Source organism: Plastoroseomonas arctica, from assembly GCF_018128965.1.
GTDB classification, from domain to species: Bacteria; Pseudomonadota; Alphaproteobacteria; order Acetobacterales; family Acetobacteraceae; genus Plastoroseomonas; species Plastoroseomonas arctica.
The window spans coordinates 138,595-162,154 of sequence record NZ_JAAEDH010000001.1 but is presented as its reverse complement, the minus strand read 5'-3'; the positions used below and the strand labels follow the sequence as shown (position 1 = coordinate 162,154).

Here is a 23,560-nt window from a genome sequence, read left to right as displayed (position 1 = left end):
CGGGCTTGGCGCGCGGGCGCGGCCGAGCCGAGGGCGATCACGTCACATCATGGTCAGCGCGCCGGAATGCGCCAGGGCCAGGACGGGCTCGGCCCCGGTTTTCATCGAGGCGTCACATCAGCGGCGGACGCTCACCTGGGTCAGGTCCTGGTACCAGCTTTTCGCCTGGGCAAACCCCTGCACCTCGGGCCGCAGCGCGCGCGGGTTCACGTCATGGACGACCCAGAGCCAATAGGCATTGTCCACCACCATTTCGTGGGCGCGGGCGAGCAGCGCGTCGCGCTTCGTCTCGTCGAACTCCAGCACGGCCGCGTCGAGCAGCGCCTGCAACGCGGGCTCGCACACGCCTGACCAGTTCAGCCCCTCGGGCGGGGCCATGTTGCAGGAGAAGAAGCGCTGGAAGGCATCGAAGGGCGTGGAGATGCCCATCGAGTTGTTGATCGCGTGCAGCCCGCGCGCGGTCGGGTCGAGCGGGCCGCGCGTGCGCTGCACCCGCATTGCGTTCCACTCCACCACGTCGAAACGCAGGTCGATGCCGGCGGCGCGCATCTGCTGCTGGATGGCCTCGTTCATCGGCAGCGGCTGCATCTGGCCCGAACCGGATGTCGAGATCTGGAAGGTGATCTGGAGCGGGCGCGCGGCGTTGTAGCCGGCCTCGCCCAGCAGGCGACGCGCCTCGGCGGGATCGTGGCGGATACGGAAGCGCGGGTTGCCGAACCAGGGGCTGTCGGGCAGCACCATCCCGGTGGCCGGCACCGCCATGCCGCCCAGGAGCTGCACGATCTCCTCGCGGTTGACAGCCAGGTTCAGCGCTTGGCGCACGCGCACATCGGCCAGCGGCGTGCCGTCGCCCACGATGCGCAGGATGTAGGGCCAGACATGCGGATAGGGGTTGACCTTGATGGTCATCCGCTGGGCGCGGAGCGCAGGGATGGCGTCGGGCGGCGGCGCCTCGATGAAGTTCGCCTGGTTCGCGAGCAGCGCGGCGACGCGGGTATTGGCGTCCGGGATCGGCAGCAGCACCAGGCGGTCGAGCTTCGGGCGCCGCGCGACGTCCCAGTATTCCGCGAAGGGCAGCATGACGCAACGCTGTCGCGGGACGATCTCGGTCACGCGGAACGGCCCGGTGCCGGAGGGCTGGCGGCCGAAGGCTTCCCACCCGCCCAGCCGGCGCCACTGCGCGGGCGAGGAGATGTGCAGGAACACGATCTGGTCGAGCAGATAGGCGTTGGGCGTGCCTGTACCGATGGCGAGCGTGAAGTCATCGATCTTGCGCCAGCTCTTCACGTCGGGCAGGCGGAAGGCGAGCGTCAGGCGCTGCTGCGGGTCGTAATGTGGGGCTTCGCGGACCAGCAGCTTTTCGAGGTTGAAGATGACGGCGTCGGCGTCGAAGTCGCTGCCGTCATGGAACTTCACGCCGTGGCGGAGGTGGAAGATCCATTCCGACTGGTTGTCGGGGTTCGGCGCGAAGCGTTCGGCGAGGGCCGGGACGATGCGCGGGATCGTCTCCTCCTGGCCGAGATTCCAGTAGACCAGACTGTCATAGATGGTGAAGCCCATCCAGCGGATGCCCTCGCCGCCCTGGTCCGGCGCGCCGCGTGCGGTGGGGATGTCGTTGAGCGTCATCCCGATGCGCAGCTCGCCGCCGCGCGGGGTTTGCGCGATGGCCTCCTCCGCCGCCAGCGCCGAGGCGGCCAGTGCCAGCGTGGCGCGGCGCGTGATCATGACAGGAAGTGGAAGATGTTGGCGAGTTCCTGCGCGAAGCCCGCGGGGCGTGGCATGCGCGCCAGCATCTCGCGCATGATCGGCGCCGCGGAGAGGAAATGCGCGGTGTTGCGCGCGTTCAGCTTCGTGATGCCGGCGCGCCGCGCGATGGCGAGGTATTCATCCTGCTCGGCCTGGGGGATGGTGACCGGCGCGGGGTCGGGCACCTTGGGCAGCGGGTTGACCGCAGCGCCCGCCTCCAGCACCGGCCGCAGTGCGCGCCAGGGGGTGGCGCTCTCATAGGCATGGGCGACCTTCATCACTGTGGCATCGTCGAAGGGCCGGCCCACGATCTGCATGGACATCGGCAGCCCGCCCTCATGCCCGATGCACTGCACCAGCGCGGGGCCGCCCGAGCAGTTGAAGGCGGTGGTCAGCGAGGAATGCTTCGACCAGAAATGGATGGGCTGCCAGCCATCCAGGCGCGGCGCGAGGCTGGGTGCCGCGGTGACCAGCACATCGTACTTCGCATACAGCGCCTCGAACTCCGCCAGCATCACGCGGCGCTGGCGGTGCGAAGCCACCACGTCGGTGCCGCGGATCAGCATGGCCGGCAGGCTGCGGGCCAGAAAATCCTCGCCGAAGTCGTTCGGGCGTTCGCGCAGGTTGGCTTCGTGCACGGCGAAGATCTCGGCTTCGGCGGCGATGACCTTCACGTCGAAATACTCGCCCATCGGGCGGATGCGCGCGTCTTCCAGCGTGGCACCCAGGCCGCGCAGCACGTCGAAAGCGGCCTCCAGCGCCGCCTTAGTGGCGGGGGGGATTTTCACGTCTTCCTCGAAGACGTGTCGAAGAACGCCGATGCGCAGGCCTCGGATATCGCCGGTGAGTGCGGCGCGATAATCCGGCACCAGGCGCGTCGCGCTGTTTGGGTCGCGCGGGTCATGCCCGGCGATGGCCTGCATCACGATGGCGCAATCCTCCACCGTCCAGACCATCGGGCCGGCGGTGTCGTAGCTCCAGGAATTCGGCATGATGCCGCGCCGCGAGATCAGGCTCTGCGTCGGCTTCAACCCGACGAGGCCGCACAGGCCCGCGGGGTTGCGAATGGACCCGCCAGTATCGGTGCCCATCGCGAGTGGCATGAACCCCGCCGCGACCGCTGCACCGGAACCCGAGGAGGAACCGCCGGTGAAATGGTCGGCCTTCCAAGGGTTGCGCGCCGGCGGCCAGGCTAGGTCGAAACTCGGGCCGCCATGCGCCCCTTCATGCGTGGAGAGCTTGCCCAGCAGCACCGCGCCGGCGGCACGCAGGCTGGCCGTCGTGGCGGCGTCTTCCCGCGGCCGGCAATCGGCGTAGCAGCGTGAATGCCCGGTGGTGGGCGTGCCGGCCGCGTCATAGACATCCTTAAGACCATAGGGGATGCCGTGCAGCGGCGACTTCGCGCCGGACTTTGCAATCTCCGCCTCCGCCGCCTTCGCCTCGCCGCGCGCGGCCTCGAAGGTGGGCAACAGGTAGGCATTGATCTGCGGGTCGAGCGCCTCGGCGCGCGCGATCAGCGCGTCCGTCAGCTCCACCGGCGAGAGGTCGCGCGTGGCGATGCGCGACGACGCCTCGGCGATGGTCATGAAGGCCAGGTCAGTCATCTCAATGCACCCCCAGCTTCTGCACTTCGGCGCGCACCAGATGCTTCAGGTGCCGCTCCAGCGCGATGAAATCCGCATCCGTCCGCTCGCGCGGGTGCGACAGCTGCGGGTCCACCACCTCCTTCACGCAGCCCGGGCGCGTGCCCATCACCACGATGCGGTCGGCGAGGAAGATCGCCTCAGAGATCGAGTGCGTCACGAAGACCACAGTCTTGCGGTCCTGCTCCCAGATGCGCAGCATTTCTTCCTGCAAGACCTCGCGCGTCTGCGCGTCGAGCGCGCCGAACGGCTCGTCCATCAGCAGCACCGAGGGGTCATTGGCCAGCGCGCGCGCGATCGCTACGCGCTGCTTCATCCCGCCCGAGAGATTGCCCGGGTACTTCTGTTCGTGCCCCGCAAGCCCCACCGTCGCCAGATGCTTCATCGCGATGGCACGCTGCTCGGACTTGCTCTTGCCCTTCAGCATCGGACCGAAGCAGACATTGTCGAGCGCGGTGCGCCACGGAAACAGCGCGTATTCCTGGAACACAACGCCACGATCCGCGCCAGGCGCCGTCACCTCCTTGCCATCAACCAAAATCTGGCCGGAGCTCGGCTTCAAGAACCCCGCGATCATGTTCAGCAGCGTCGATTTGCCGCAGCCCGAGGGTCCGAGCAAACAGGTAAAACTGTTCTCAGGCAGATCGAGGTCCACTTTTTCCAGCGCGACATTGTCGCCAAACACCTTTCCCACCCCGCGGATGGAAATCTTCGTCGGACGCATGGCCAGGTCGGGCGCTGCGTCGAGGCTGGTTGCGATGTCCATGGCTCAGGCCCTCACCGAAACGCGCCAGCGCAGCAGTCGGCCCTCAAGCGCACGCAGACCGACATTGACGAAAAATCCGATGATGCCGATCACCGCAGCACCCATCAGCATCTGGCTGACAAGGAAGAAGGTGCGCGCATCATTGATCAGGTAGCCCAACCCGCTATCCGCCGCGATGAACTCCGCCGCGACGATCACGAAGAACGACAGTCCAAACCCCAGCCGCAGCCCGGTGATGATCGCCGGCAACGCCGCCGGCAGCACAACATGGCGGAACATGTCCATCCGCGACGCGCCCAGCGAGGACGCCGCGCGGATCAGCAGCGGATCGACGTATTTGATCCCCTCCAGCGTCGTGGTGAAGATCGGGAAGAACGCTGCATAGGTGATGAAGGCGATCTTGCTCAACTCGCCGATGCCGAACCACAGCACCATCATCGGCAGGAAGGCGAGCGGCGGGATCGGCCGCAGCATCTCCACCATCGGCTCGACCAGGCGCTCGAGCGGCTTCCAGGTGCCGACCGCGACGCCGAGGAACACGCCGGCGACGGAGGCCAGCGCGAAGCCCTGGAACACGCGGCTCAGGCTCGCCCAGATGTCGCGCTGCAAGTCGCCGCTTCGGTAGGAATTCACCCCCGCCTGAAGCACCTCCATCGGCGTGGGCAGCAGGATCGGGTTGAACCACTTGAACCAGAAGCGATTGCCGTAACTGATGAACAGCCAGAAGCCGAGGAAGATGGCTATGGAGAACAGCGCCCCCGCCAGCCCCGGCAGATGCTTCTTCCAGCCGCTCATGCCTGCGGCCTCCATGTCACGCGTGCCGGATCCACCTGGCTGAGCAGTGTGGTGGAGATGCCGCTCGCCGCGGTGAGCCGCGTCGGGATGCGGCGGATATCCAGCGCCCACTCGACGGTGAAATCATAGGAATTGACCAGCGGCTGGTCGATCAGCACGCCATACTTGTTCGCCTCGGTCATCACCTGCAGTGGTTCGGCCGGAATGCGCAGCACTTCCTGCACCGCGCCGAAGGCGCGCGGCCGATCCGTCTTGAACAGGTTGTCCGCCTTGATCAGCGCGCGCAGCATGGCCTTGAGCGTGTTGGGCTTGGTGCGGATCCACTCCTCCGTCGCCATCATCACCGAATGGGAAAACAGCAGCTTCTCCGCCTCGGGCAGGATCGTCACCGGGTCGGTGAACAGCAGCTTGCTGCCCACCACGTAGAGCGTGCCGCCAAGCGTCGTCAGGCGATGGAGGAAGGGCTGCCAGGCGAGGAGGATATCCACGTCCCCGCGCGCCGCCGCGACCACACCCTCGGACGGGTTCATGTTGATCATGCGGATCTTGGTCTCGTCGAAGCCGAAGCGCTGGCCCAGCTTCTTCAGCATCAGCGGCGAGTTGTTGCCCTGGGTGAAGGCGCAGCGCTTGCCCTCCAGCTCGCGCGGATGCGACAGCCGCGTGTGCGGTGCCAGTACCACGCCCTGGGTATCGGCAATATCGGCGAAACCGCAGATGATCTTCACCGGAATATTCTGCGCGGCGAGACCGATCTGCCCGAACTGCGACCCGATCCCGATCGGAAAGCCGCCGCCCATGATCGTCATCACCTCGCCGCCCGACGACTGCCAGCGGATCGTGACGTCCAGCCCCTCCTCGCGGAACATGCCGAAATGCGAGGCGACCGCGAGCTGCATGCCCAGCTGCGGATCGCGCACGCCCAACAACTCCACCTCCCGCTGCTCGGGCGCAGTCTGAGCGCGCGCGAGCGCCGGGATCAGCATCGGCATCGCGAGCAATGCGCGACGGGTCGTTGGTGTCATGGGTGGACCTCGTGGGGTGAGAGGGAAGACAGCAAGGCCAGGGCTCTGCCCTGGACCCGCCAGGATCGTGTCGATCCTGGACCTCCATCTGTTGGTTCTCGATTTTGGGAGGGTGTTGCGGCTCTGCAGAGGCGGGCCGGGTTGGGGAGAGGGCGCATCGCGGTTGTGCCTTCGCCGCGGGCAACGCCATGCGCCCTCCCCCCAACCCGGCGCTTCATCGCAAGTCCCAGCCCTCCCACGGCCAGAACCAACACACGCAGGGGCCCGGGGATCGGCGCGATCCCCGGCGGGGTCTGGGGCAGCGCCCCAGCCTTGCTGCCTCCCCTCACGCCACGGGTCGCCATGTCACCAGCGCCGGGTCTGCCATTTCCGCGATGCGGGTGGTGAAGCAGTCCTCCGCGCGCGGTGGGCTGGGCGCACGGCCGATGCTGACGGCCCATTCGCTCTGGAAGCGGTGGCTGGCGATCAGGGCCGGGCTGATGCCGAGCGCGTATTTGTTCGCGTTGGCCATGACTTCGAGGGCGGGCGCGTCGATGCGCAGCGTGCGGCCGAGCGCGGCGATGGCACGCGGCTTGTCGTCGGTGAGGATGGTGTTGGCCGCCATCAGCGCCTTGAGCAGGGCGGTGAGGGTGTTGGGCTTGCTGTCGATCCATTCCTGCGAGGCGAGCAGGGTGGAGTGGTTGAACAGCAGCAGGTCGTCGGCCGGGCGAGGCTCCGGACGGCCGTTCACGTGCAGGGTGGCGCCGGTGCAGTACATGGTGCCGCCGAGCTGGATGAGCCGGTAGAGGTTCGGCTGCCAGCCCATCAGGCCTTGGACGTCGCCGCGCGAGGCGGCGACGACGCCTTCGCTCTGGTTCATGTTGACGAGCTGGACCTTGGTCGCGTCGAAGCTGTAGAGGCTTGCCAGCTTGGCGAGCAGAAGCACCTGCGAATTGCCCTGGGTGAAGGCGATGCGCTTGCCTTCGAGCTCCCGCGGGTGGGCGAGGCGCACGCCGGGGCTGAGCACGAAGCCCTGCGTCTCGGCGATGTCGGCGAGTGCCGAGATGGTGCGGATCGGCAGGCGCTGCCCGCCGAAAACCACCTGGGTGAAGCTGCCCCCGGTGCCGACCGGAGCGGAGCCGCCGCCCATGATGGTGAGGGTATCGGCGGCGGATTGCGTCCAGCGGATGTTGGGCGTGATGCCTTGCGGGCGGAACAGGTCGAATTCGGCGGCGAGCGCGATCTGCGCGCCGAGTTGCGGGTCGCGCACGGCGATGATGTCGAAGGTGGTGGTTTCGGGCGCGGCGGAGGCGCTGCGGATGAAGGCGGGCGCGGCAAGCGCGGCGATGGCGGCGCGGCGCGTGAACTGGGTCATTCTCGGCTTCCTCAGGCGGCTTCAAGCACGCGGGCGCGGCTTTTCATCAGGGGTTGGATGCGCGTGCCGAACTGCTCCATGCCGATGACGAAATCATCGAAGGTGAGCATGACGCCGGCGAGGCCGGGAATTTCCGACATCTCATCAAGCAGGGCGGCGACCTTGGCATAGGAGCCGACGAAGACGCCCTGGTTGGTGGGGTAGTTGTCGCCCTGCATCTTCTGGCGGTTCGCCGTGGCGTAGGGGTCTGTTGTCTTGTCCGCGCCCGCCTGGGCGTTGCGCCAGGCGAAGGCCTCATGGTCGTAGCCGTCGCAATAGTGCTGCCACTTGGCTTCAGCCGCGGCGTCGGTCTCGTCGGCAACGATCATCTGCATCACCAGCGCGCCGACGTCGCGGCCGGTCAGCTTGCGGGCTTCCACCAGGCGGGCGATCGAGGGCGCGACGCGCTGGGGCTGGTTGACGCCGAAGCCCACGCAGAAATTGTAGTCGCCGTATTCGGCGGCGAACTTGGTGCCCGCATCGCTCTGCGCGGCGCAGATGATGGGGATGGGCGCGGACGGCGTGGGCAGCAGCTGGCACTTGTCCATCTGGAAGAACTGGCCCTTGAAATCGCTCTCCGCCGTCTCCCACAGCTCGCGCATGATCTTCACGTATTCGGCGCAGTAGACGTAGCGGTTCGCGAAATGCACCGGGCCGGGCCAGATGCCCATCTGGGAGTACTCGGCCTCCTGCCAGCCGGAGACGATGTTCACGCCGAAGCGGCCGGGTGCGATGGAGTCGATGGTCACTGCCATGCGCGCGGCGAGCGGCGGGGGCATGGTCAGAACCGCGATGGAAGCGAACAGCTTGATCCGCGTGGTCACGGCGGCGAGGCCGGACATCAGGGTGAAGCTCTCCAGCCCGTAATCCCAGAAGCGGCTGGCCCCGCCGAAGCCGTGAAACTTGATCATCGATAGGGCGAAATCTAGGCCGTAGCTCTCGGCTTTCTGCACGATGGTCTTGTTCAGCTCGAAGCTCGGCAGGTACTGCGGCGAGGTGGTCGAGATGATCCAGCCGTTGTTGTTGATGGGGATGAAAACGCCGACCTGCATGGCAAAGACCCTCTCACCGCTCCTGCGGTTCGGGTGCGATGCAGCAATTCGCGTGCCATCCGGTCGGCTTGCGCGGGCGCCCGCGTCGGCGTCTCATCCGCGGCATCAACGGGAGACCCGCCATGCTGCAATTCTACTACAATACCGCGCCCAACCCGATGAAGGTGGCGCTGTTCCTTGAGGAATCCGGGCTGCCCTATGAGGCGATCCCTCTCGACACCCGCAAGGGCGAGCAACACGACCCCGCCTACCTCGCGATCAACCCGAATGCCAAGGCACCTTCCATCGTCGATGACGGCAAGCCGGTGTTCGATTCCAACGCCATCCTGCTCTACCTCGCGCAGAAGACCGGCCAGTTCCTGCCCAAGCCGGAGGATGCCGGGGCGATGTTCTCCTGGATGATGTTCGTGGCCAGCGGCATCGGTCCCTTTACCGGCCAGAACGTGCATTTCCGCAACGTGGCCCCGCCGGGCAGCGAATACGGAAAGACCCGTTACGCCTTCGAGGCGAAGCGGCATTGGACCATTCTGAACGATCGCCTGGCATCGCGCGAATGGATGGTGGGCGATGCCTATTCCATCGTCGACATGGCGGTGTGGGGCTGGTCGCGGATCGGCGGCTTCGCGCTCGGTGCGGAGGTGTTCGATACGCTGACCCATGTGAAGCGCCATCTGGACGCCATCAACGCGCGCCCGGCCGCCCAGCGCGCGATCGCGATCAAGGACCGCCACGCCTTCAAGACCGAGATGGACGCCGAGGCCAAGCGCCACATGTTCCCGCACATCGCGGCCTAGGATTCCGGCGATGCGGGGGTCCGCGCTCCCGCATCGCCAGGGTCACATCGCTTCCTCGATCACCGGCGGCGCATGCACGCGCACCGGCGGCAAAGCGCCTTCGAAGCGCTCCACCGCCACCAGGCAGGATTGCGCCGATGGCCCCTGCCCCAGACGCGACGTGCCGACATCCGCGGTCAGCACATTGGCGTTTCCGTGCACGCAGAGGCTGCCCGGCACACCGGGTTCCAGCGGATCGAACCACGCCCCCGTCGCCATCATCACCACGCCGCGAAGCAAGCCCTCATTGAGACGCAGGCCGGCCAGGCACGCGCCGCGATCGTTGAACACGCGCAGGATGTCGCACGCCGCCAACCCGTGCGCCGCCGCATCCTCGGGGTGCATGATGATAGGCTCGCGCCCCTGGATCTTGTCGGCCATCGCGACGCGGCCGGGGTCGAGCTGGCCGTGCAGCCGCGTCGAAGGCTGGAAGGATAGCAGGTGGAAGGGGAAACGCCTCGCTTCGGGCGCGCCGAGCCATTCGCGCGGCGTGTTCCAGACCGGATGGCCCGGCGCCTCGGCATAGCCGAAGCCGGCCACCGTCTCGCTGAACAGCTCGATCTTGCCGGATGGCGTGTCGAGCGGATGCGCCACCGGGTCGAGCGCGAATTCCGCGAATTGCGTAAAGGCGCGGCATGGCTCGGGCGGCGGTGCCTCCCAATAGCCGTCCGCCCAGAAGCGGTCGAAATCAGGCGTCTCGACGCCCGTTGCGGCACAGGCCCGGCGCCAGCGGTCGAACAGGTGGCGCAGCCAGGCATTCTCGTTGCGCTGCTCGGTGAAGCGATCGCGGTAGCCGAGCTCGTCCGCGATGTCGGCGAGCCAGTCATGGTCGTTGCGCGCGCCGGCGATGGGCGGGATCGCCTGGTGCATGGCGCGCAGGAAGCGGTCGCGTCCGGAGCTGGCGATGTCGTTGCGCTCGAGCGATGTGGTGGCCGGCAACACGATGTCGGCGTGGCGCGCGACCGCTGTCCACCACGGCTCCTGCACGATGATCGTATCGGTCTTCGCCCAGGCGCGCAGCAGGCGGTTCAGATCCTGGTGATGATGGAAGGGGTTGCCGCCCGCCCACCAGATCATCCGCGTGTCGGGGAAAGGCACCTCGCGGCCGTTGAAGGATTCCACCCCGCCCGGGCTCTCCAGCATGCGCGTGATCGACGAGACCGAGATGTATCGCCCGGTGGGGTTGCGCGTCGCGGGCAGCGAGAAGGACGGGATCTCGCGCCGCGGCGTGCCCATGCCGTTGATGCTGCCGTAGCCGAAGGCCACCCCCTGCCCCGGCTTGCCGATGCCGCCCAGCATGGCGGCGAGAGCGGTAAGCATCCAGAAGGGCTGCTCGCCGAAATCAGCGCGCTGGATGGACCAGGTCGCCGTCAGCATCGCCGGCGCGTCGGAGATGGCGCGGGCGATGGCGATGATCCGCTCGGCGGAGATGCCGGTGATCGGCGCCGCCCAGTCCGGCGTCTTGGGCAGGCCGTCGGAAGCCCCTGTGACATAGGCGGCGAGCCTGTCCCATCCCGTGCAATGGCTCGTGAGGAAGTCACGATCCTCGCGGCCCTCGGCGATCAGCCAGTACGCCATGGCAAGCAGCAGCGCCGCGTCGGTGCCCGGGCGTATCGGCGTCCATTCGGCATGCATCCATTCGGGCATGTCGGCGAGGTAGGGTGAGACGCAAAGGAAGCGTACCCCGGCCTCGGCCGCCTTGCGGAAATTCACCGAGTATTCCGAAGCGCCGGCGCCGCCCGAGGTCACCTGCCCGTTCTTCAGCGGCAGCCCGCCCAGGCACAGCATCACGCCCGCATGCCGCGCGATCGCCGCCCAGTCCGTCACGCGCCCGAGCAGCACCTCGTTGGTGCCCAAAACATGTGGCAGCAGCGCCTGCCCGGCGGCGTAGGAGTAGGAATTCATCTGCGCGGTGTAGCCGCCGCCGAGGCCGAGGAAGCGATGCAACTGGCCGCGGGCATGGTGAAAGCGCCCGGCCGAGGACCAGCCATAGGAGCCACCGAAGATCGCATCATGCCCGTGCTCGGCGCGCACGCGCGATACCTCCGCGGCGATCAGGCGCGTGACCTGGTCGGCGGGGATCGGGATGAAGGGATCGCCGCCGCGCAGATGGCCGGCGCGCTTGCCCTCCAGCCAGCCACGCCGGACATAGGCGCGGTCGATCCGGCAAGCGGCGTGCACCACATCGGGCACGCTTTCGATCAACGGGCCCGGCACTGGGTCGCGCGCGAAGGGGCGGACGCCGACAACGCGGCCGTGCTCGACTATGGCGTCATAGGCACCCCAATGGCTCGCGTGCGGCGTGATAACGGTCATGCTCAACATCCTCTGCCGCACAAGCATCGCGCCGCATTCACGAGACCGCAACCTGGGCGCGCAGGTTATCGTTGCGAAATTGTTATGACGTTTGCGTGGGGTTTGGTGCATCGCCCACCTTATGTTCACGCTGGCCAAGATTTATCACACGCTGCGGCCCTCAAGACGCAGGCCGACGGCGCAATCGGCGAGCGTCCGGCCAAGGCATCCGCTTCCGCGTAGCGCCACTCGCGGAACGGCAAGGAGCTGCCGGGCGTCCTCGGCCGTTGGCGGGCTTCGGCCTTTCGCCGCCGCGCGCGACGCGCCTATGGTGCTTGCGACCCGATCGCAAGGAAGACCCGCCCCATGACGCCCCCCGCCGCGCCGAATTCCGCCGCCGCCCGCGACATCGCCTATGCACTGCACCCCTACACGGACCATCGCGCGCACGAGAAGAACGGGCCGATGATCATCATCTCGGGCAAAGGTGTGCGCGTCACCGATGATGCGGGACGCGAATACCTCGAGACGGTGGCCGGCCTGTGGTGCGCCTCGCTGGGCTTTTCCAATGAGCGGTTGGTCGAGGCGGCCACGGCGCAGATGCGCAAGCTGCCCTTCTACCACGGCTTCACCTCCCGCTCGCACGAGCCGCTGATCGAGCTGTCGGAAATGCTCATCGCCCGCGCCCCGGTGCCGATGAGCAAGGTGTTCTTCGCCAATTCGGGGTCCGAGGCGAACGACACCGCGATCAAGATGATCTGGTACTACAACAACGCGATCGGGCGCCCGAACAAGAAGAAGATCATCAGCCGGATCAAGGGCTATCACGGTGTCACGCTGGCCGCCGCCTCGCTCACCGGCCTGCCCAACAACCACAAGCTGTTCGACCTGCCGATCGCCGGTGTGCTGCACACGAGCTGTCCGCATTTCTACCGCTTCGGGGCCGAGGGCGAGACCGAGGATGCCTTCGCCACCCGCATGGCCGATGAGCTCGAAGCCATGATCCTGGCCGAGGGCCCGGACACGGTCGCGGGCTTCTTCGCCGAGCCGGTGATGGGTGCGGGCGGCGTCATCATCCCCCCGCGCGGCTACTTCGCCAAGATCCAGGCGGTGCTGCGAAAGTACGACGTGCTCATGGTCGCCGACGAGGTGATCTGCGGTTTTGGGCGCACCGGCGAATACTGGGGCACCCAGACCTTTGGCGTGCAACCGGACATCATCACCTGTGCCAAGGCGCTCTCCGCCTCTTTCCTGCCAATCTCGGCAGTGATGGTGAACGACCGGGTCTTCCAGGGCCTCGCCGATGGCTCCGCGTCCGTGGGCACCTGGGGCCATGGCTTCACCTATTCGGGCCATCCCGTCCCGGCCGCCGTCGCGATCGAGACACTCAAGATCTACGACGAGATGGACATCGTGGGCCATGTGAAGCGCGTCGGCGCGCATATGCAGGCGAGCCTGCGGGCCGCCTTCGCGGACCATCCGCTGGTGGGCGAAGTCCGCGGCATCGGCATGATCGCCGCGGTCGAACTCTCCGCGGACAAGGCCGCGCGCAGCCCCTTCGACCCCGCGCGCAAGATGGGCGCGCGGCTGGTGAAGCTCGGTGAGGCGCATGGCCTGATCCTGCGCGCACTGCCAGGCGACGCGATCGCCTTCTCGCCGCCGCTGATCATGGAAATCGATGAGGTGGATGAAATGGTGGAACGCTTCGGCCACGCGCTCGACGAGCTGGCGGTGCAGGCACGGCGCGAAAGCATCACGGTGGTGTGAGGCGGCTGGGGCCGGTGGCCCCGACCTCGTCGGGCCGGTCAGACCCGGCGCAGGATGCCGATGATCAGGAACAGGGCGCCCAGAGCCAGGAAGGGCACCCAACACGGCGTCTCCATCACCGGGAGGACGACGTTGTACCAGAGCCCGGTGCCGCCGTTGCGCACGATGAAGCTTTGCGACGACGCCATCATCCCCGGCAGGACCCGCGTGAGCGCGATGCCGAAGGATGTCAGGTGGCCGAAGAAGAACGCGACCGCACCCGCTGCGATCACGAGGAAAGCAGCAAGGCCGAACATGGACGATCGCCTTTCCGGAGCAGGTTTCTCATGCTGGCTCCAGCGAGCCACGGACGGCAACATGAGTGGTTTTGGCGTGGGATAGGTCATCGAAATCTCAACGCATCATGAAATTGAGATTCGACAAAAGTCGTAACGGCGCCGTTCCGTCAAGTGTTTTTTTACGATAGTGGATTAAGTCCAGAGGCGCTCCTGTGAAAGCGCCGTGTAAAGACCGGCGACGAACTCACCGTAACCATTGAACAATTGGGTCGGCACGCGTTCGTTGCTGCCCAACAATCTTTCTGTCGCCTGGCTCCAGCGAGGGTGCGGCACCTCAGGGTTCACATTCGCCCAGAAGCCGTATTCCTGGCCCTGGATCCTTTCCCAGAAGCTGACCGGACGCTGGTCGGTGAGGATGATGCGGCTGAACGACTTCCCGGACTTGAACCCATACTTCCACGGGAACAGCACCCGGATCGGGCCGCCATTCTGCTGCGGGACGTGCTTGCCGTAGAGGCCGACGGCCATGAAGCTGAGCTCGTTACGCGCCTCCTCGATGGTGCAGCCCTCGGTATACGGCCACGGATACCAGGACTGCCGCAGCCCCGGCATGACAGCCGGCAGGCGCGCCGTCTCGAACACCACGTATTTTGCGGCGGGTTGCGGCTGCACCAGGGCGAGCAGCGCAGAGAGTGGAAAGCCGGTCCAGGGCACCGTCATGCCCCAGGCCTCGACGCAGCGGAGCCGGTAGACGCGCTCCTCGAGCGGCAGGCGGCGCCGCAGGTCGTCGACGTCGAACTCCATCGGCTGCGCGACCATGCCCTCCACCTTGAGGGTCCAGGGGCTGAGAGGCATGCGCTGCGCGACGCGCGAGATGCCCTTGTCGGTGCCGAACTCGTAGTAGTTGTTGAAGGTGGTGGCGTCACGCTCAGGGGTCAGCGCACGCACGCCCGGATAGCGGGGGTTGCGCATGGCGGGCAGATCCGGCAGCGCCGATTGCGCCTGGGCGCCGTCCGATGCCAGCGCCGCGATGGCGCCGGCGCCGAGTGCGAGGCCCTTGCGGCGCCCGAGCACCACGGCTTCGGGCGTCGCCGCGCTCTCCGGCAGTTCCCACCCACGCTTGCGCTTGATCAGCATCGCAGTCTCCTGTCCGCCATTCCTGGGTCTACGCCGGCACCCCGCGGAGGTTACACGCAAATCGCGCGCCGCCGGATGACGTCACGGTGGGGGCAACACCACCTGCGGTGCCGGACCGGTCCCCGAGGTCACCCGGAAGAGCCGATAGCGCTCCGCCTCCATGCCGCGCCGCGAGCGGATCAGTTCGCCCTCCACCGGAATCGCATCCGGCCAATTGGGCGCGCCCTCGCCGCGGCGGAGGCTGCGGACGAGCAGCCCGGGTGCGCCCGGCGGGGGGGCCGGCAGCGCGAGATAGGCCCAGCGTGCCTCCATCGCGACCACCGGCATGCCAGCATGCAGCGCCAGCTCGGCGGCGAGGCCGTACTCCTCGGCCGCGACGAACACCGCTCCCGAAGCCCGCGCCGCGCGCTGCACCGAGGCCGCGAAATCCGGCCAGCCGGCAAGCCGTGCCAAGGTCGGGTCGCGGCTCCGCGCCAGCGGGATGGGCGCCGCCAGCGCCTGGATCTGTACCGCAACGCCCATCGCGAGGCCGACAACGATGCCCGCCTGCCGCCAGCGCCGCCACGCGGCGCCGAGATGCCCCGCGGCCAGCATGGCGGCGGCGGGGTAGAGGATCGCCGGCCAATTGCCCTGCACGCGGCTGCCCGTCGCCTGCCACAGGAAGATCGCCGCGCCGGGCAGCACGAAGGCGGCGAGGAAGACGCTGCGCCGTTGCACCGCGATTGCCACGCCAGCCACGAACATAACGAAGAGCACCGGTGTCGCCAGTGCGACCTGGCCACCGATCAGCTCGCCGACGAAGCGTAGCCCGACGCCGGCACTCTCCGCCCCTGCCCGGCCGCCCTGCTTGGCGAAGCTCACCCAGCAATGGGCGGCGTTCCAGGCGACCACCGGCGCGAAGATGGCGACTGCCAGGCCGCCCGCGGCGTAGAGCCGCCAGTCCCGCCACCAGCGCCACGCCCCACGCTCGACCAGGAGCCAAAGCAGGATCCCCAGGCCCAGCAACGCGCCGGTGTATTTCGACAGCAGCGCGCCGCCCGCGGCGAGCCCGACCGCGAACCACCAGCGCCCATCGCCGGAGGTGCTCAGCTCGGCCAGCGCCCAGAGTGCGGCGCACCAGAACAGCAGCAGCGGCGTGTCCGGCGTCATCACCACGGCGCCGATGCCGACCAGCAGGGTCGCGTTGAGCATCAGCACGGCGGCCACGCCGCGGCCCGGGAATACCAGCTCCGTCGCGCGCCAGATCATCAGCGAGGCGAGGCCGGTGCCGAGCGAGCCGAGCGCGCGTATGCCGAGCGCGGTGTCGCCGAACAGCGCCATCCCGGCCTTGATGAACAGCGCCACCATCGGCGGATGGTCGAGATAGCCGCCCTGCAGGCTGAACGCCCAGATGCGGTAATAGGCCTCGTCCGGCGCCAGCGGGATCAGCGCCGCCAGCGCCAGCCGCACGAGGGTGGCGAGGGCGAGCAGCGCCAGCCAGCGGGTCGCGCTCACGCGCTCACCGCGCCCGCCAGACCAGGGTCGACGACATGGCGAAGTTCCACACCACCGTCAGCGCGGCGCCCGCGGCGCCCGCCAGGCCCCAGGCGAGCACGCCATCGCGCACCAGCAGCGCTGCGACGCCGACGTTGGCCGCCGCGCCGATCCCGCAGACCGCGTAGAACAGGGCAAGCCCCTGCCACAGGCGTGGCCCGCGCAGGCGCCGGTCGCGATAGGTCACCTGGTTGTTGAGCCAGAAATTCACCGTCATTGCGCAGAAGGTCGCCCCCCACTGCGCCGCGCCGAACGGCACCGACAGCAACCCGTGCAGCACGCCGAGGGCCGCAAGATGAACCAGCACGCCGGCACCACCGACCAGGGCAAAGGCGAGGAAGCGCAGCGGCACCCAGCCCCCGAGCGCCTTGTCCGCGAGCAGGCCGAGGAACTCCAGCATCACCGTGGCGTCGAGCTTCGATTCGCCGGCTTCGCGCGCCCGGAATTCATAGGGCAGCTCGACCAGGCGGACGGGCCGCCGCAGCGTCAGCAGCAGGTCGAGCAGGATCTTGAAGCCGGTGCCGGTGAGGCGCGGCGCCGCCTCCTCGAAGACCGGGCGCGACAGCGCGAAGAAGCCGCTCATCGGGTCGCTCACCCGCACCGGCAGCACCGCGGCCGCAAGCGCGGTGCCCGCCCGCGACAGCCGCGCGCGAAACGGAGAGAAGCCGCCCTCCGCCGCGCCGCCCGCGACATGGCGCGAGCCCACCACCATCTCGGCACCCTGCTCCAGCGCCTCCAGCATGCGTGGCAGCAGCCGCTCATCATGCTGGAGATCACCGTCGATCACGGCGAGGAAGGGCGCGGAGCTGGCAAGCCAGCCCTCGATGCAGGCGGAGGCGAGGCCGCGTCGCCCGATGCGCCGGATGCAGCGCACGCGAGGATCGAGTGCTGCGATCGCGCGGGCGGCCGCAGCGGTTCCGTCGGGGCTGTCGTCATCGACGAAGACCGCCTCCCAGGCGACGCCCTCGAGCGCGGCGGCCACGCGCTCCACCATCGGCGCGACGTTCGGCGCTTCGTTGAAGCAGGGAATGACGATTGCGAAGCGCGCCGGCACGGAAAGGCTCATGCCCGGCTGGTAGCATGGCGGGCCGCGCCCCGACAGGCGGGCGCTTGCCCGCGTCTCGACCGTGGGGGGCGCGCCTGCTATCGCCCGGCGATGGGCTATGTGCTGAGCGATGTGGATGCGGCGGGCTCCGGCCTCGGGCGTGCGGCGCATGGCCTGGCCGGCAAATCCCGGCTGCGCTTCGCCCGCCGGGTGCTGGAGGTGGGTGCCGAGCTGGTCTTCGCCGAATTGCTCGATCGGCTTCGCCCGCTACGGGCGGAAATCCTCGCCATGGAAGCCGGGGATGCGCCGCGCCAGGGGCGCTCGACGGGCCTCTACCTGCACTGGTCGGCCAGCGGGCGCGTCTCGGCGATGGTGCTGCGGCAGCTCGCGCTGTGGCGCGCGGCCGGGTTCGACATGGTCTTCGTCACCAATGCCACGCCACCGCGCGAAGACTGGGATGCCGTCGCCGCCGAGACGGTGCTGCGCATCCGTCGTCGCAATGTCGGGCGTGATTTCGGCGCCTGGCGCGATGCGGCCACGCTGGCCTGCGAGCGGCTGGGGACGCCGGAGGAGCTGCTTCTGGCCAATGACAGCGTGCTCGGGCCTTTCCAGCCGCTCGAGCCACTGATCGATGCCTGGCGTGGCGGCGGCGAAGGTTTGTTCGGGATGACGGAGAGCTGGGGCGGCGGCCCGCACCTGCAATCCTACGCACTGCTCGCGCGCGGGCAGGGTGCGGTCGCCGGTTTGCGGACGCATCTGGCGCAGCACCGCGACAGCCGCAGCAAGTGGCGCACCGTGCAGGGTGGCGAGATCGGGCTGACGCGCAGGATGCTCGCCGAAGAGTATCGCTGCGCGGCGCTGTTCGGCTATCGCCGGGTCTGCGCGGCGCTCGACGCGGTCGATCAGGCGGGTTTCGGTCCACGCTTCACCGACACGGCTGCCGTCCTGCGCTATCCGTTGAACCCGACGCACCATCTGTGGCGGGTGCTGGTCGAACGACACGGATTTCCCTATCTGAAGACCGAGTTGGTGCGCCGCAATCCCGGCCACTTGCCGGGAGTCGATCATTGGCGCGAGGTGGTGCCGGCGCCGATGCGCGCCATGATCGAGGATCACCTCGCGGTCATGGATGCACCGGCTTCGGCGTGATCCGGAGGCGGGGTGCGGAGGGAAGACCATATGGCGACGATGACGGATATCCAGGTGGCGATCGGCGCCTCGGCGCGGGTGCTCGCCGCAATGGAGGCGGACGTCGCCTTGTGCGAGGCGACGGCGCGCGCCGCGTCGCTCTGCACCGCGGCACTGCGCGCCGGCGGCAAGATTCTGCTCTGCGGCAATGGCGGCAGTGCTGCGGATGCGCAGCACTGGGCCGGCGAGCTGGTCGCGCGCTTCCACTACGACCGGCCGGGGCTCGCCGCGATCGCGCTGACGACCGACAGCTCGATCCTCACCGCCATCGGCAACGACTATGGATATGAGCGCATCTTCGCGCGCCAGGTCGAAGCGCTGGGCGCGAAGGGTGATGTGCTGCTGGCGCTCTCCACATCCGGCAATTCGCCCAACATCCTCGCGGCGGTCGAAGCGGCGCGGGCCAAGGGCATCGCGATCGTGGGGTTCACCGGTCGCGGCGGCGGCAAGATGGCGGTGCTCTGCGACCTGTGCATCCGCATCCCCAGCGACATCACACCGCAGATCCAGGAAGGCCACGAGGTCCTGGGCCACGCGCTGTGCGCCATCATCGAGGCGGAGATGTTTCCGCGCACCGCCTGAACTGTGCGGCAGGGGTCGCACCGGGCGACGCCCGGTGCGACCCCGTGAGAGTGCCGGATCAGCGCGTCAGCGCGCCCACCGCCGCGCCGCCCGCGCCGCCGATCAGCGCGCCGGTCAACGGCGAACCGCCGGTCGCGGCGCCGACCAGGGCGCCACCACCTGCGCCGATCGCCCCGCCGGTCACGGCGCGCTGCTCGGTACGGTTAAGGCCTGAACAGGCCGGAAGCGCCAGCGTCAAAGACGCCACGGCAGCCAAGGCAAAGTTCCGACTGCGACGATAGAACGACATGATCTCACTCCTGCGTGTCCATGGCTGTCGATGATTGTTCGACAGTGACGCCATTGATGGAGATCGAGCTGGCCGTTCTTTGGGCTGCGCGTGGCGATTTCACGGCGTTTTGTAAGCCTGTGGCGGGTTCTGGTAACCGCTGAAACAGGCCGCAAGGTCAAAAATTGTGGGGGGCGCCTGGTGTGCCCGGTGGGACTCGAACCCACGGCCCCAAGATTAAAAGTCTCGTGCTCTACCAACTGAGCTACGGGCACAGCGCGCGGGGGCTATCCCACCCCCGCGCCGTCCGATCAACCCTCAAGCGCGATCGTGTCGGCTCTCTAGCGAGCGTCGGCGGCGATCTTCATGCTGCGGATGCGATCCGGATCGCGCACCTGGCCGCTCTGCCCGGCGCCGCGCTTGATCTTGTCCACCGCATCCATCCCGGACGTCACGCGACCCCAGATGGTGTACTGCCCATCGAGCGAGGTGGCCGGGGCGAACATGATGAAGAACTGGCTGTTCGCCGTGTTCGGATCCTGGGTGCGGGCCGCACCGCAGGTGCCGCGAATGAAGCGCGCACGGGAGGGGGGCGAGAATTCCGCCTGCAGGTTGGGCAGGTCCGACCCACCGGTGCCAGAGCCGGTCGGGTCGCCGCCCTGCGCCATGAAGCCCTCGATCACGCGGTGGAAGGGCGTGTTGTCGTAGAAGCCGCGGCGCGTCAGCACCTTGATGCGCTCCACATGCAGCGGCGCCAGCTCCGGCAGCAGCTGGATGGTCACGCGGCCATCCTTCAGCTCCATGTAGAGCGTGTTCTCCAGGTCGGGGGCACCCTGGGCTTCGGCGGGTTCAACGTCAGACATGCACGCTCCTACGGTCAGAATGGCGGTGGTCGTCAGCATCAGGTCACGGCGCAGCATCGTTCTCACTCCGCTTGAGGCGCCCGCACGCGGGCCAAGGTTCGTTCGAGCGTCAGCTTGGGCACGAAGCTGGTGATGTCACCCCCAAGCCGCGCAATCTCCTTCACAAAGCGCGAGGAGATGAACTGGTTCGTCTCGGACGCCATGAGGAACACCGCCTCGATCTCGGGATCGAGCCGCCGGTTCATGCCCGTCATCTGGAACTCATAGTCGAAATCAGTGACCGCGCGCAGGCCACGGATGATCATCCGTGCACCAACCTCTCGAGCGAAGGCTACCAGCAAACCTTCGAAGGGCCGCACCTCGATGATGCAGCCGGTGCGCTCCGCGATGGGTGCGATCTCGGCCTGCACGAGTTCGACCCGCTCCTCGAGCGGGAACAGCGGCCCCTTGCCGATATTGACCGCGACGCCGATCACGAGGCGCGAGCATACACGCGCCGCGCGCGAGATCACGTCGATATGGCCGTTGGTCACCGGGTCGAAGGTGCCGGGATAGAGCCCTGCATATTCAGGCATCCGCTGGGCCTTCCTCGGGCTGGTCGTCGTCCTCGAAGGCGACGGGGAAGCAGGCGGTCACGTGCTCGCCCTCCTGTACGCGCATCAGCGTCAGGCCCTGGGCGGAGCGGGAATAGCGGCTCACGCTGTCGGCGGCCATGCGGATGAGCTGGCCACCATCGGTCATCAGCATCAGGTGGTCGCCCTGGCGCACGGCGAAGGTGGCGACCACGCGCGTTCCCTTGCGCCCGCCGAGCGGGATCGAGGTGATCCCCTGCCCGCCCCTGCCCGTGACGCGGTATTCATAGGCGGAGACGCGCTTGCCGAAGCCGGTATCGGTCACCACCAGCAGCACTTCCTCGGCATCCGCCATCTCGGTGAAGCGCGCGTCGGTGAGTGCGATCTCGGCCGCGACCTCCTCGCCTTCCTCGCCATTGGCGGCGGGGGGGACGTCATCCTCCACCGCCTCGGCGCGACGGCGCTGCGCAAGGTAGGCGGCCCGCTCATCCGGGCTTGCATCCATATGGCGCAGCACGGTCAGTGCGATCACGTCGTCGCCCTCGCCGAGCCGGATGCCGCGAACGCCCGAGGAATCCCGCCCCGCGAAGACGCGCAGCGTGTCGCTCTCCGCCTGGAAGCGGATGGCGCGGCCGCCGCGCGTGGCGAGCAGCACGTCATCGCCCTCGCGGCAGGTGGCGACGCCGATCAGCGTGTCGCCCTCATCAAGTTTCATCGCGATCAGTCCGCGCGACATGACGTTGCGGAAATCCGAGAGCTTGTTGCGCCGGACATTGCCGCGCGCGGTCGCGAAGACGAGATGCAGGTTCTCCCACATCGCTTCTTCCTGCGGCAGCGGCAACACGGCCGTGACGCTCTCGCCATCGCCCAACGCCAGCACCTGGCGCAGCGAACGCCCGCGACCGATGGCACCCGCCTCCGGCAGCTGCCAGACCTTCTCGCGGAAGGCCAGTCCACGATCGGTGAAGAACAGCACCCATTGGTGCGTGTGCGCGATGAAGCTGCGCATCACCACATCCGTGTCGCGCGTGCCCGCGCCCAGCCTTCCCTTCCCACCACGGTGCTGCGCGCGGAAGGTCTCGAGCGGCGTGCGCTTCACATAGCCATCGCGCGTGATGGTCACCACCATGGTGCCGGGCTCGATAAGGCTCTCGTCGTCCACATCCGCGACGCCATCGACGATCTCGCTCATGCGCGGCGAGGCGATCAGCGCGCGGACGGCGATGAGCTCATCGGTCATGACCTCCATCCGCCGGGTGCGGCTGCCCAGGATGTCCAGCAGGTCGGTGATGCGCGCGCCGACCTCGCCAAGCTCGGCGACGATCTTCTCGCGCTCAAGGCCGGTGAGGCGCTGCAGGCGAAGCTCAAGGATGCCGCGCGCCTGTTCCTCGGTGAGGTGGACGGTGCCGTCCTCGGTGATCTGGTTGCGATGGTCGTCCACCAGTGCCAGCAGCGTGCCGACATCGCCGGCCGGCCAGGCGCGGTCCATGAGTGCGACGCGCGCGGAGGCGGCATCCGCACTCGCCCGGATCACCCGGATCACCTCATCGATATTCGCCACCGCGATCGCCAATCCGATCAGCAGATGCCCGCGCTCGCGCGCCTTCATCAGCCGGTGGCGGGATCGACGCAGGATCACTTCCTCGCGGAAGCGGATGAAGCAGCCGATCGCGTCCTTCAGCCCCATCTGCCGCGGCTGCCCCTCATCAAGGGCGAGGAAATTCACCGGAAAGGAGGTCTGCAGCTGCGTCGAACGGTAGAGCTGGTTCAGCACCACCTCCGCCGTCGCATCGCGCTTGAGTTCGATGACGATCCGCATCCCATCCCGGTCGCTCTCGTCGCGCAGGTCGGAGATACCCTCGATCTGCTTGGCGCGCACCATCTCCGCGATGCGTTCGAGCAGCGTGGTCTTGTTCACTTGGTAGGGGATTTCGGAGACGACGATCATCTGCCGCTGGCCGCGCATCTCTTCGATCGCGCAGCGCGCGCGCAGCGGGATGGAGCCACGCCCGGTCTCGAAGGCGCTGCGGATGCCCGCACGGCCAAGGATGATGCCGCCGGTCGGGAAATCCGGCCCGTGGATTACCGTCATCAGGTCGGCAAGCGACGTCGCCGGGTCCTTGATCAGCATCAGGGTCGCGTCGATCACCTCGCCCGGATTGTGCGGCGGAATGTTCGTCGCCATGCCGACCGCGATTCCGCCGGCCCCGTTGACCAGCAGGTTCGGGAATGCCGCCGGCAACACCCGCGGCTCCTCCGCCGTCTCGTCGTAGTTGGCCTGGAAATCAACCGTGTCCTCGTCGATCCCCTCCAGCAGCGCGGCCGCAGCCTTCGCCAAGCGCGCCTCGGTGTAGCGCATCGCCGCCGGCGGATCGCCGTCGATGGAGCCGAAATTGCCCTGGCCGTCGATCAGCGGCACTCGCATCGAGAAAGACTGCGCCATGCGCACCAAGGCGTCATAGATCGAGGCGTCGCCATGCGGGTGATACTTGCCCATCACGTCGCCGGTCACGCGCGCCGACTTTCGGTGCGGCTTGTCCGGCGTGAAGCCGTTCTCGTTCATCGCGAACAGGATGCGGCGATGGACGGGCTTGAGGCCGTCGCGCGCGTCCGGAAGCGCACGCGCGACGATCACGCTCATCGCATAGTCGAGGTAGGAGCGACGCATCTCCTCCTCAAGCGCGACGGGCTGGTGCTCGTCGGGCCGGGGCTTATCGGTGTCGCTCACGCGCTAACTCCGCAAAGGAAGCCGGGGAAAAAGATTTTCCCCCGGACCCCCATT

The 23,560-nt window shown here is 67.9% G+C and carries 20 protein-coding genes and 1 tRNA gene; 4 read left to right on the top strand and 17 right to left on the bottom strand.

The window, feature by feature from the left end; genetic code table 11:
* Nucleotides 1–117 precede the first annotated feature (117 nt).
* The 7 genes from GXW79_RS00785 to rutA form a co-directional block, all read right to left on the bottom strand.
* Nucleotides 118–1,725 carry an ABC transporter substrate-binding protein gene (locus GXW79_RS00785; protein WP_211872302.1) on the bottom strand — a complete coding sequence of 536 codons (1,608 nt, stop codon included), beginning with the start codon at nucleotides 1,723–1,725 and terminating at the stop codon, nucleotides 118–120.
* Nucleotides 1,722–3,350: an amidase gene (locus GXW79_RS00780; RefSeq protein WP_211872301.1), complete on the bottom strand. Its 1,629-nt coding sequence runs from the start codon at nucleotides 3,348–3,350 to the stop codon at nucleotides 1,722–1,724. The genes GXW79_RS00785 and GXW79_RS00780 overlap by 4 nt, the downstream gene beginning before the upstream one ends.
* 1 nt (nucleotide 3,351) lies before the next feature.
* Nucleotides 3,352–4,155, bottom strand: a complete 804-nt coding sequence (locus tag GXW79_RS00775; RefSeq protein WP_246503593.1) for an ABC transporter ATP-binding protein — start codon at nucleotides 4,153–4,155, stop codon at nucleotides 3,352–3,354.
* A 3-nt stretch (nucleotides 4,156–4,158) separates the two neighbouring features.
* Nucleotides 4,159–4,950, bottom strand: a complete 792-nt coding sequence (locus tag GXW79_RS00770) for an ABC transporter permease (protein WP_211872300.1) — start codon at nucleotides 4,948–4,950, stop codon at nucleotides 4,159–4,161.
* The gene (locus GXW79_RS00765) at nucleotides 4,947–5,972 is read right to left on the bottom strand and encodes an ABC transporter substrate-binding protein (protein WP_211872299.1); all 1,026 of its coding nucleotides are present in this window, start codon (nucleotides 5,970–5,972) and stop codon (nucleotides 4,947–4,949) included. The genes GXW79_RS00770 and GXW79_RS00765 overlap by 4 nt, the downstream gene beginning before the upstream one ends.
* Nucleotides 5,973–6,297: 325 nt before the next feature.
* Nucleotides 6,298–7,326 (bottom strand): ABC transporter substrate-binding protein, encoded by a 1,029-nt coding sequence (locus tag GXW79_RS00760; protein ID WP_211872298.1) that lies wholly within the window; start codon nucleotides 7,324–7,326, stop codon nucleotides 6,298–6,300.
* An 11-nt stretch (nucleotides 7,327–7,337) separates the two neighbouring features.
* Nucleotides 7,338–8,417, bottom strand: a complete 1,080-nt coding sequence (gene rutA, locus GXW79_RS00755) for a pyrimidine utilization protein A (protein ID WP_211872297.1) — start codon at nucleotides 8,415–8,417, stop codon at nucleotides 7,338–7,340.
* Nucleotides 8,418–8,539: 122 nt separating this feature from the next.
* Between rutA and GXW79_RS00750 the strand changes: the two genes are divergently transcribed.
* Nucleotides 8,540–9,211, top strand: a complete 672-nt coding sequence (locus GXW79_RS00750) for a glutathione S-transferase family protein (protein ID WP_211872296.1) — start codon at nucleotides 8,540–8,542, stop codon at nucleotides 9,209–9,211.
* A 42-nt stretch (nucleotides 9,212–9,253) separates the two neighbouring features.
* On the opposite strand, the gene GXW79_RS00745 is transcribed toward GXW79_RS00750, so the two are convergent.
* A complete protein-coding gene (locus tag GXW79_RS00745) occupies nucleotides 9,254–11,566 on the bottom strand; it encodes a molybdopterin-dependent oxidoreductase (protein WP_211872295.1) in 2,313 nt (770 codons plus the stop codon).
* 345 nt (nucleotides 11,567–11,911) lie between these two features.
* Between GXW79_RS00745 and GXW79_RS00740 the strand changes: the two genes are divergently transcribed.
* Nucleotides 11,912–13,312, top strand: coding sequence for an aspartate aminotransferase family protein (locus GXW79_RS00740; protein ID WP_211872294.1), 1,401 nt, complete (start codon nucleotides 11,912–11,914; stop codon nucleotides 13,310–13,312).
* Between the two features lie 38 nt (nucleotides 13,313–13,350).
* Here the strand turns inward: GXW79_RS00740 and GXW79_RS00735 are convergent, their stop codons facing one another.
* From GXW79_RS00735 to GXW79_RS00720, 4 genes are all read right to left on the bottom strand, one after another.
* A complete protein-coding gene (locus GXW79_RS00735; protein ID WP_211872293.1) occupies nucleotides 13,351–13,608 on the bottom strand; it encodes a hypothetical protein in 258 nt (85 codons plus the stop codon).
* 174 nt (nucleotides 13,609–13,782) lie between these two features.
* Entirely contained in the window at nucleotides 13,783–14,727 is a 945-nt protein-coding gene (msrP, locus tag GXW79_RS00730) for a protein-methionine-sulfoxide reductase catalytic subunit MsrP (protein WP_211872292.1), read from the bottom strand.
* 81 nt (nucleotides 14,728–14,808) lie between these two features.
* On the bottom strand, nucleotides 14,809–16,221 hold the full coding sequence (locus GXW79_RS00725) for a glycosyltransferase family 39 protein (protein WP_211872291.1): 1,413 nt from the start codon (nucleotides 16,219–16,221) through the stop codon (nucleotides 14,809–14,811).
* Nucleotides 16,222–16,225: 4 nt separating this feature from the next.
* Entirely contained in the window at nucleotides 16,226–17,326 is a 1,101-nt protein-coding gene (locus GXW79_RS00720) for a glycosyltransferase (protein ID WP_211872290.1), read from the bottom strand.
* A gap of 99 nt (nucleotides 17,327–17,425) precedes the next feature.
* Here GXW79_RS00720 and GXW79_RS00715 point away from each other — a divergent pair, with 99 nt between their 5' ends.
* Both GXW79_RS00715 and GXW79_RS00710 read left to right on the top strand, forming a co-directional pair.
* On the top strand, nucleotides 17,426–18,454 hold the full coding sequence (locus GXW79_RS00715; RefSeq protein ID WP_211872289.1) for a hypothetical protein: 1,029 nt from the start codon (nucleotides 17,426–17,428) through the stop codon (nucleotides 18,452–18,454).
* Nucleotides 18,455–18,484: 30 nt separating this feature from the next.
* Nucleotides 18,485–19,075 (top strand): D-sedoheptulose-7-phosphate isomerase, encoded by a 591-nt coding sequence (locus GXW79_RS00710; protein WP_211872288.1) that lies wholly within the window; start codon nucleotides 18,485–18,487, stop codon nucleotides 19,073–19,075.
* 58 nt (nucleotides 19,076–19,133) lie between these two features.
* Here the strand turns inward: GXW79_RS00710 and GXW79_RS00705 are convergent, their stop codons facing one another.
* The 5 genes from GXW79_RS00705 to gyrA form a co-directional block, all read right to left on the bottom strand.
* Nucleotides 19,134–19,364, bottom strand: a complete 231-nt coding sequence (locus GXW79_RS00705) for a YMGG-like glycine zipper-containing protein (protein WP_211872287.1) — start codon at nucleotides 19,362–19,364, stop codon at nucleotides 19,134–19,136.
* Nucleotides 19,365–19,542: 178 nt separating this feature from the next.
* Nucleotides 19,543–19,618: transfer RNA gene (locus GXW79_RS00700), tRNA-Lys, on the bottom strand.
* A 66-nt stretch (nucleotides 19,619–19,684) separates the two neighbouring features.
* Nucleotides 19,685–20,206 carry a peptidylprolyl isomerase gene (locus tag GXW79_RS00695; RefSeq protein ID WP_246503592.1) on the bottom strand — a complete coding sequence of 174 codons (522 nt, stop codon included), beginning with the start codon at nucleotides 20,204–20,206 and terminating at the stop codon, nucleotides 19,685–19,687.
* A 62-nt stretch (nucleotides 20,207–20,268) separates the two neighbouring features.
* Complete coding sequence (gene coaD / locus GXW79_RS00690) at nucleotides 20,269–20,781, bottom strand: pantetheine-phosphate adenylyltransferase (RefSeq protein ID WP_211872285.1); 513 nt, start codon at nucleotides 20,779–20,781, stop codon at nucleotides 20,269–20,271.
* Nucleotides 20,774–23,506 (bottom strand): DNA gyrase subunit A, encoded by a 2,733-nt coding sequence (gene gyrA, locus GXW79_RS00685; RefSeq protein ID WP_211872284.1) that lies wholly within the window; start codon nucleotides 23,504–23,506, stop codon nucleotides 20,774–20,776. Before gyrA ends, coaD begins: the two co-directional genes overlap by 8 nt.
* Between the last annotated feature and the right edge of the window lie 54 nt (nucleotides 23,507–23,560).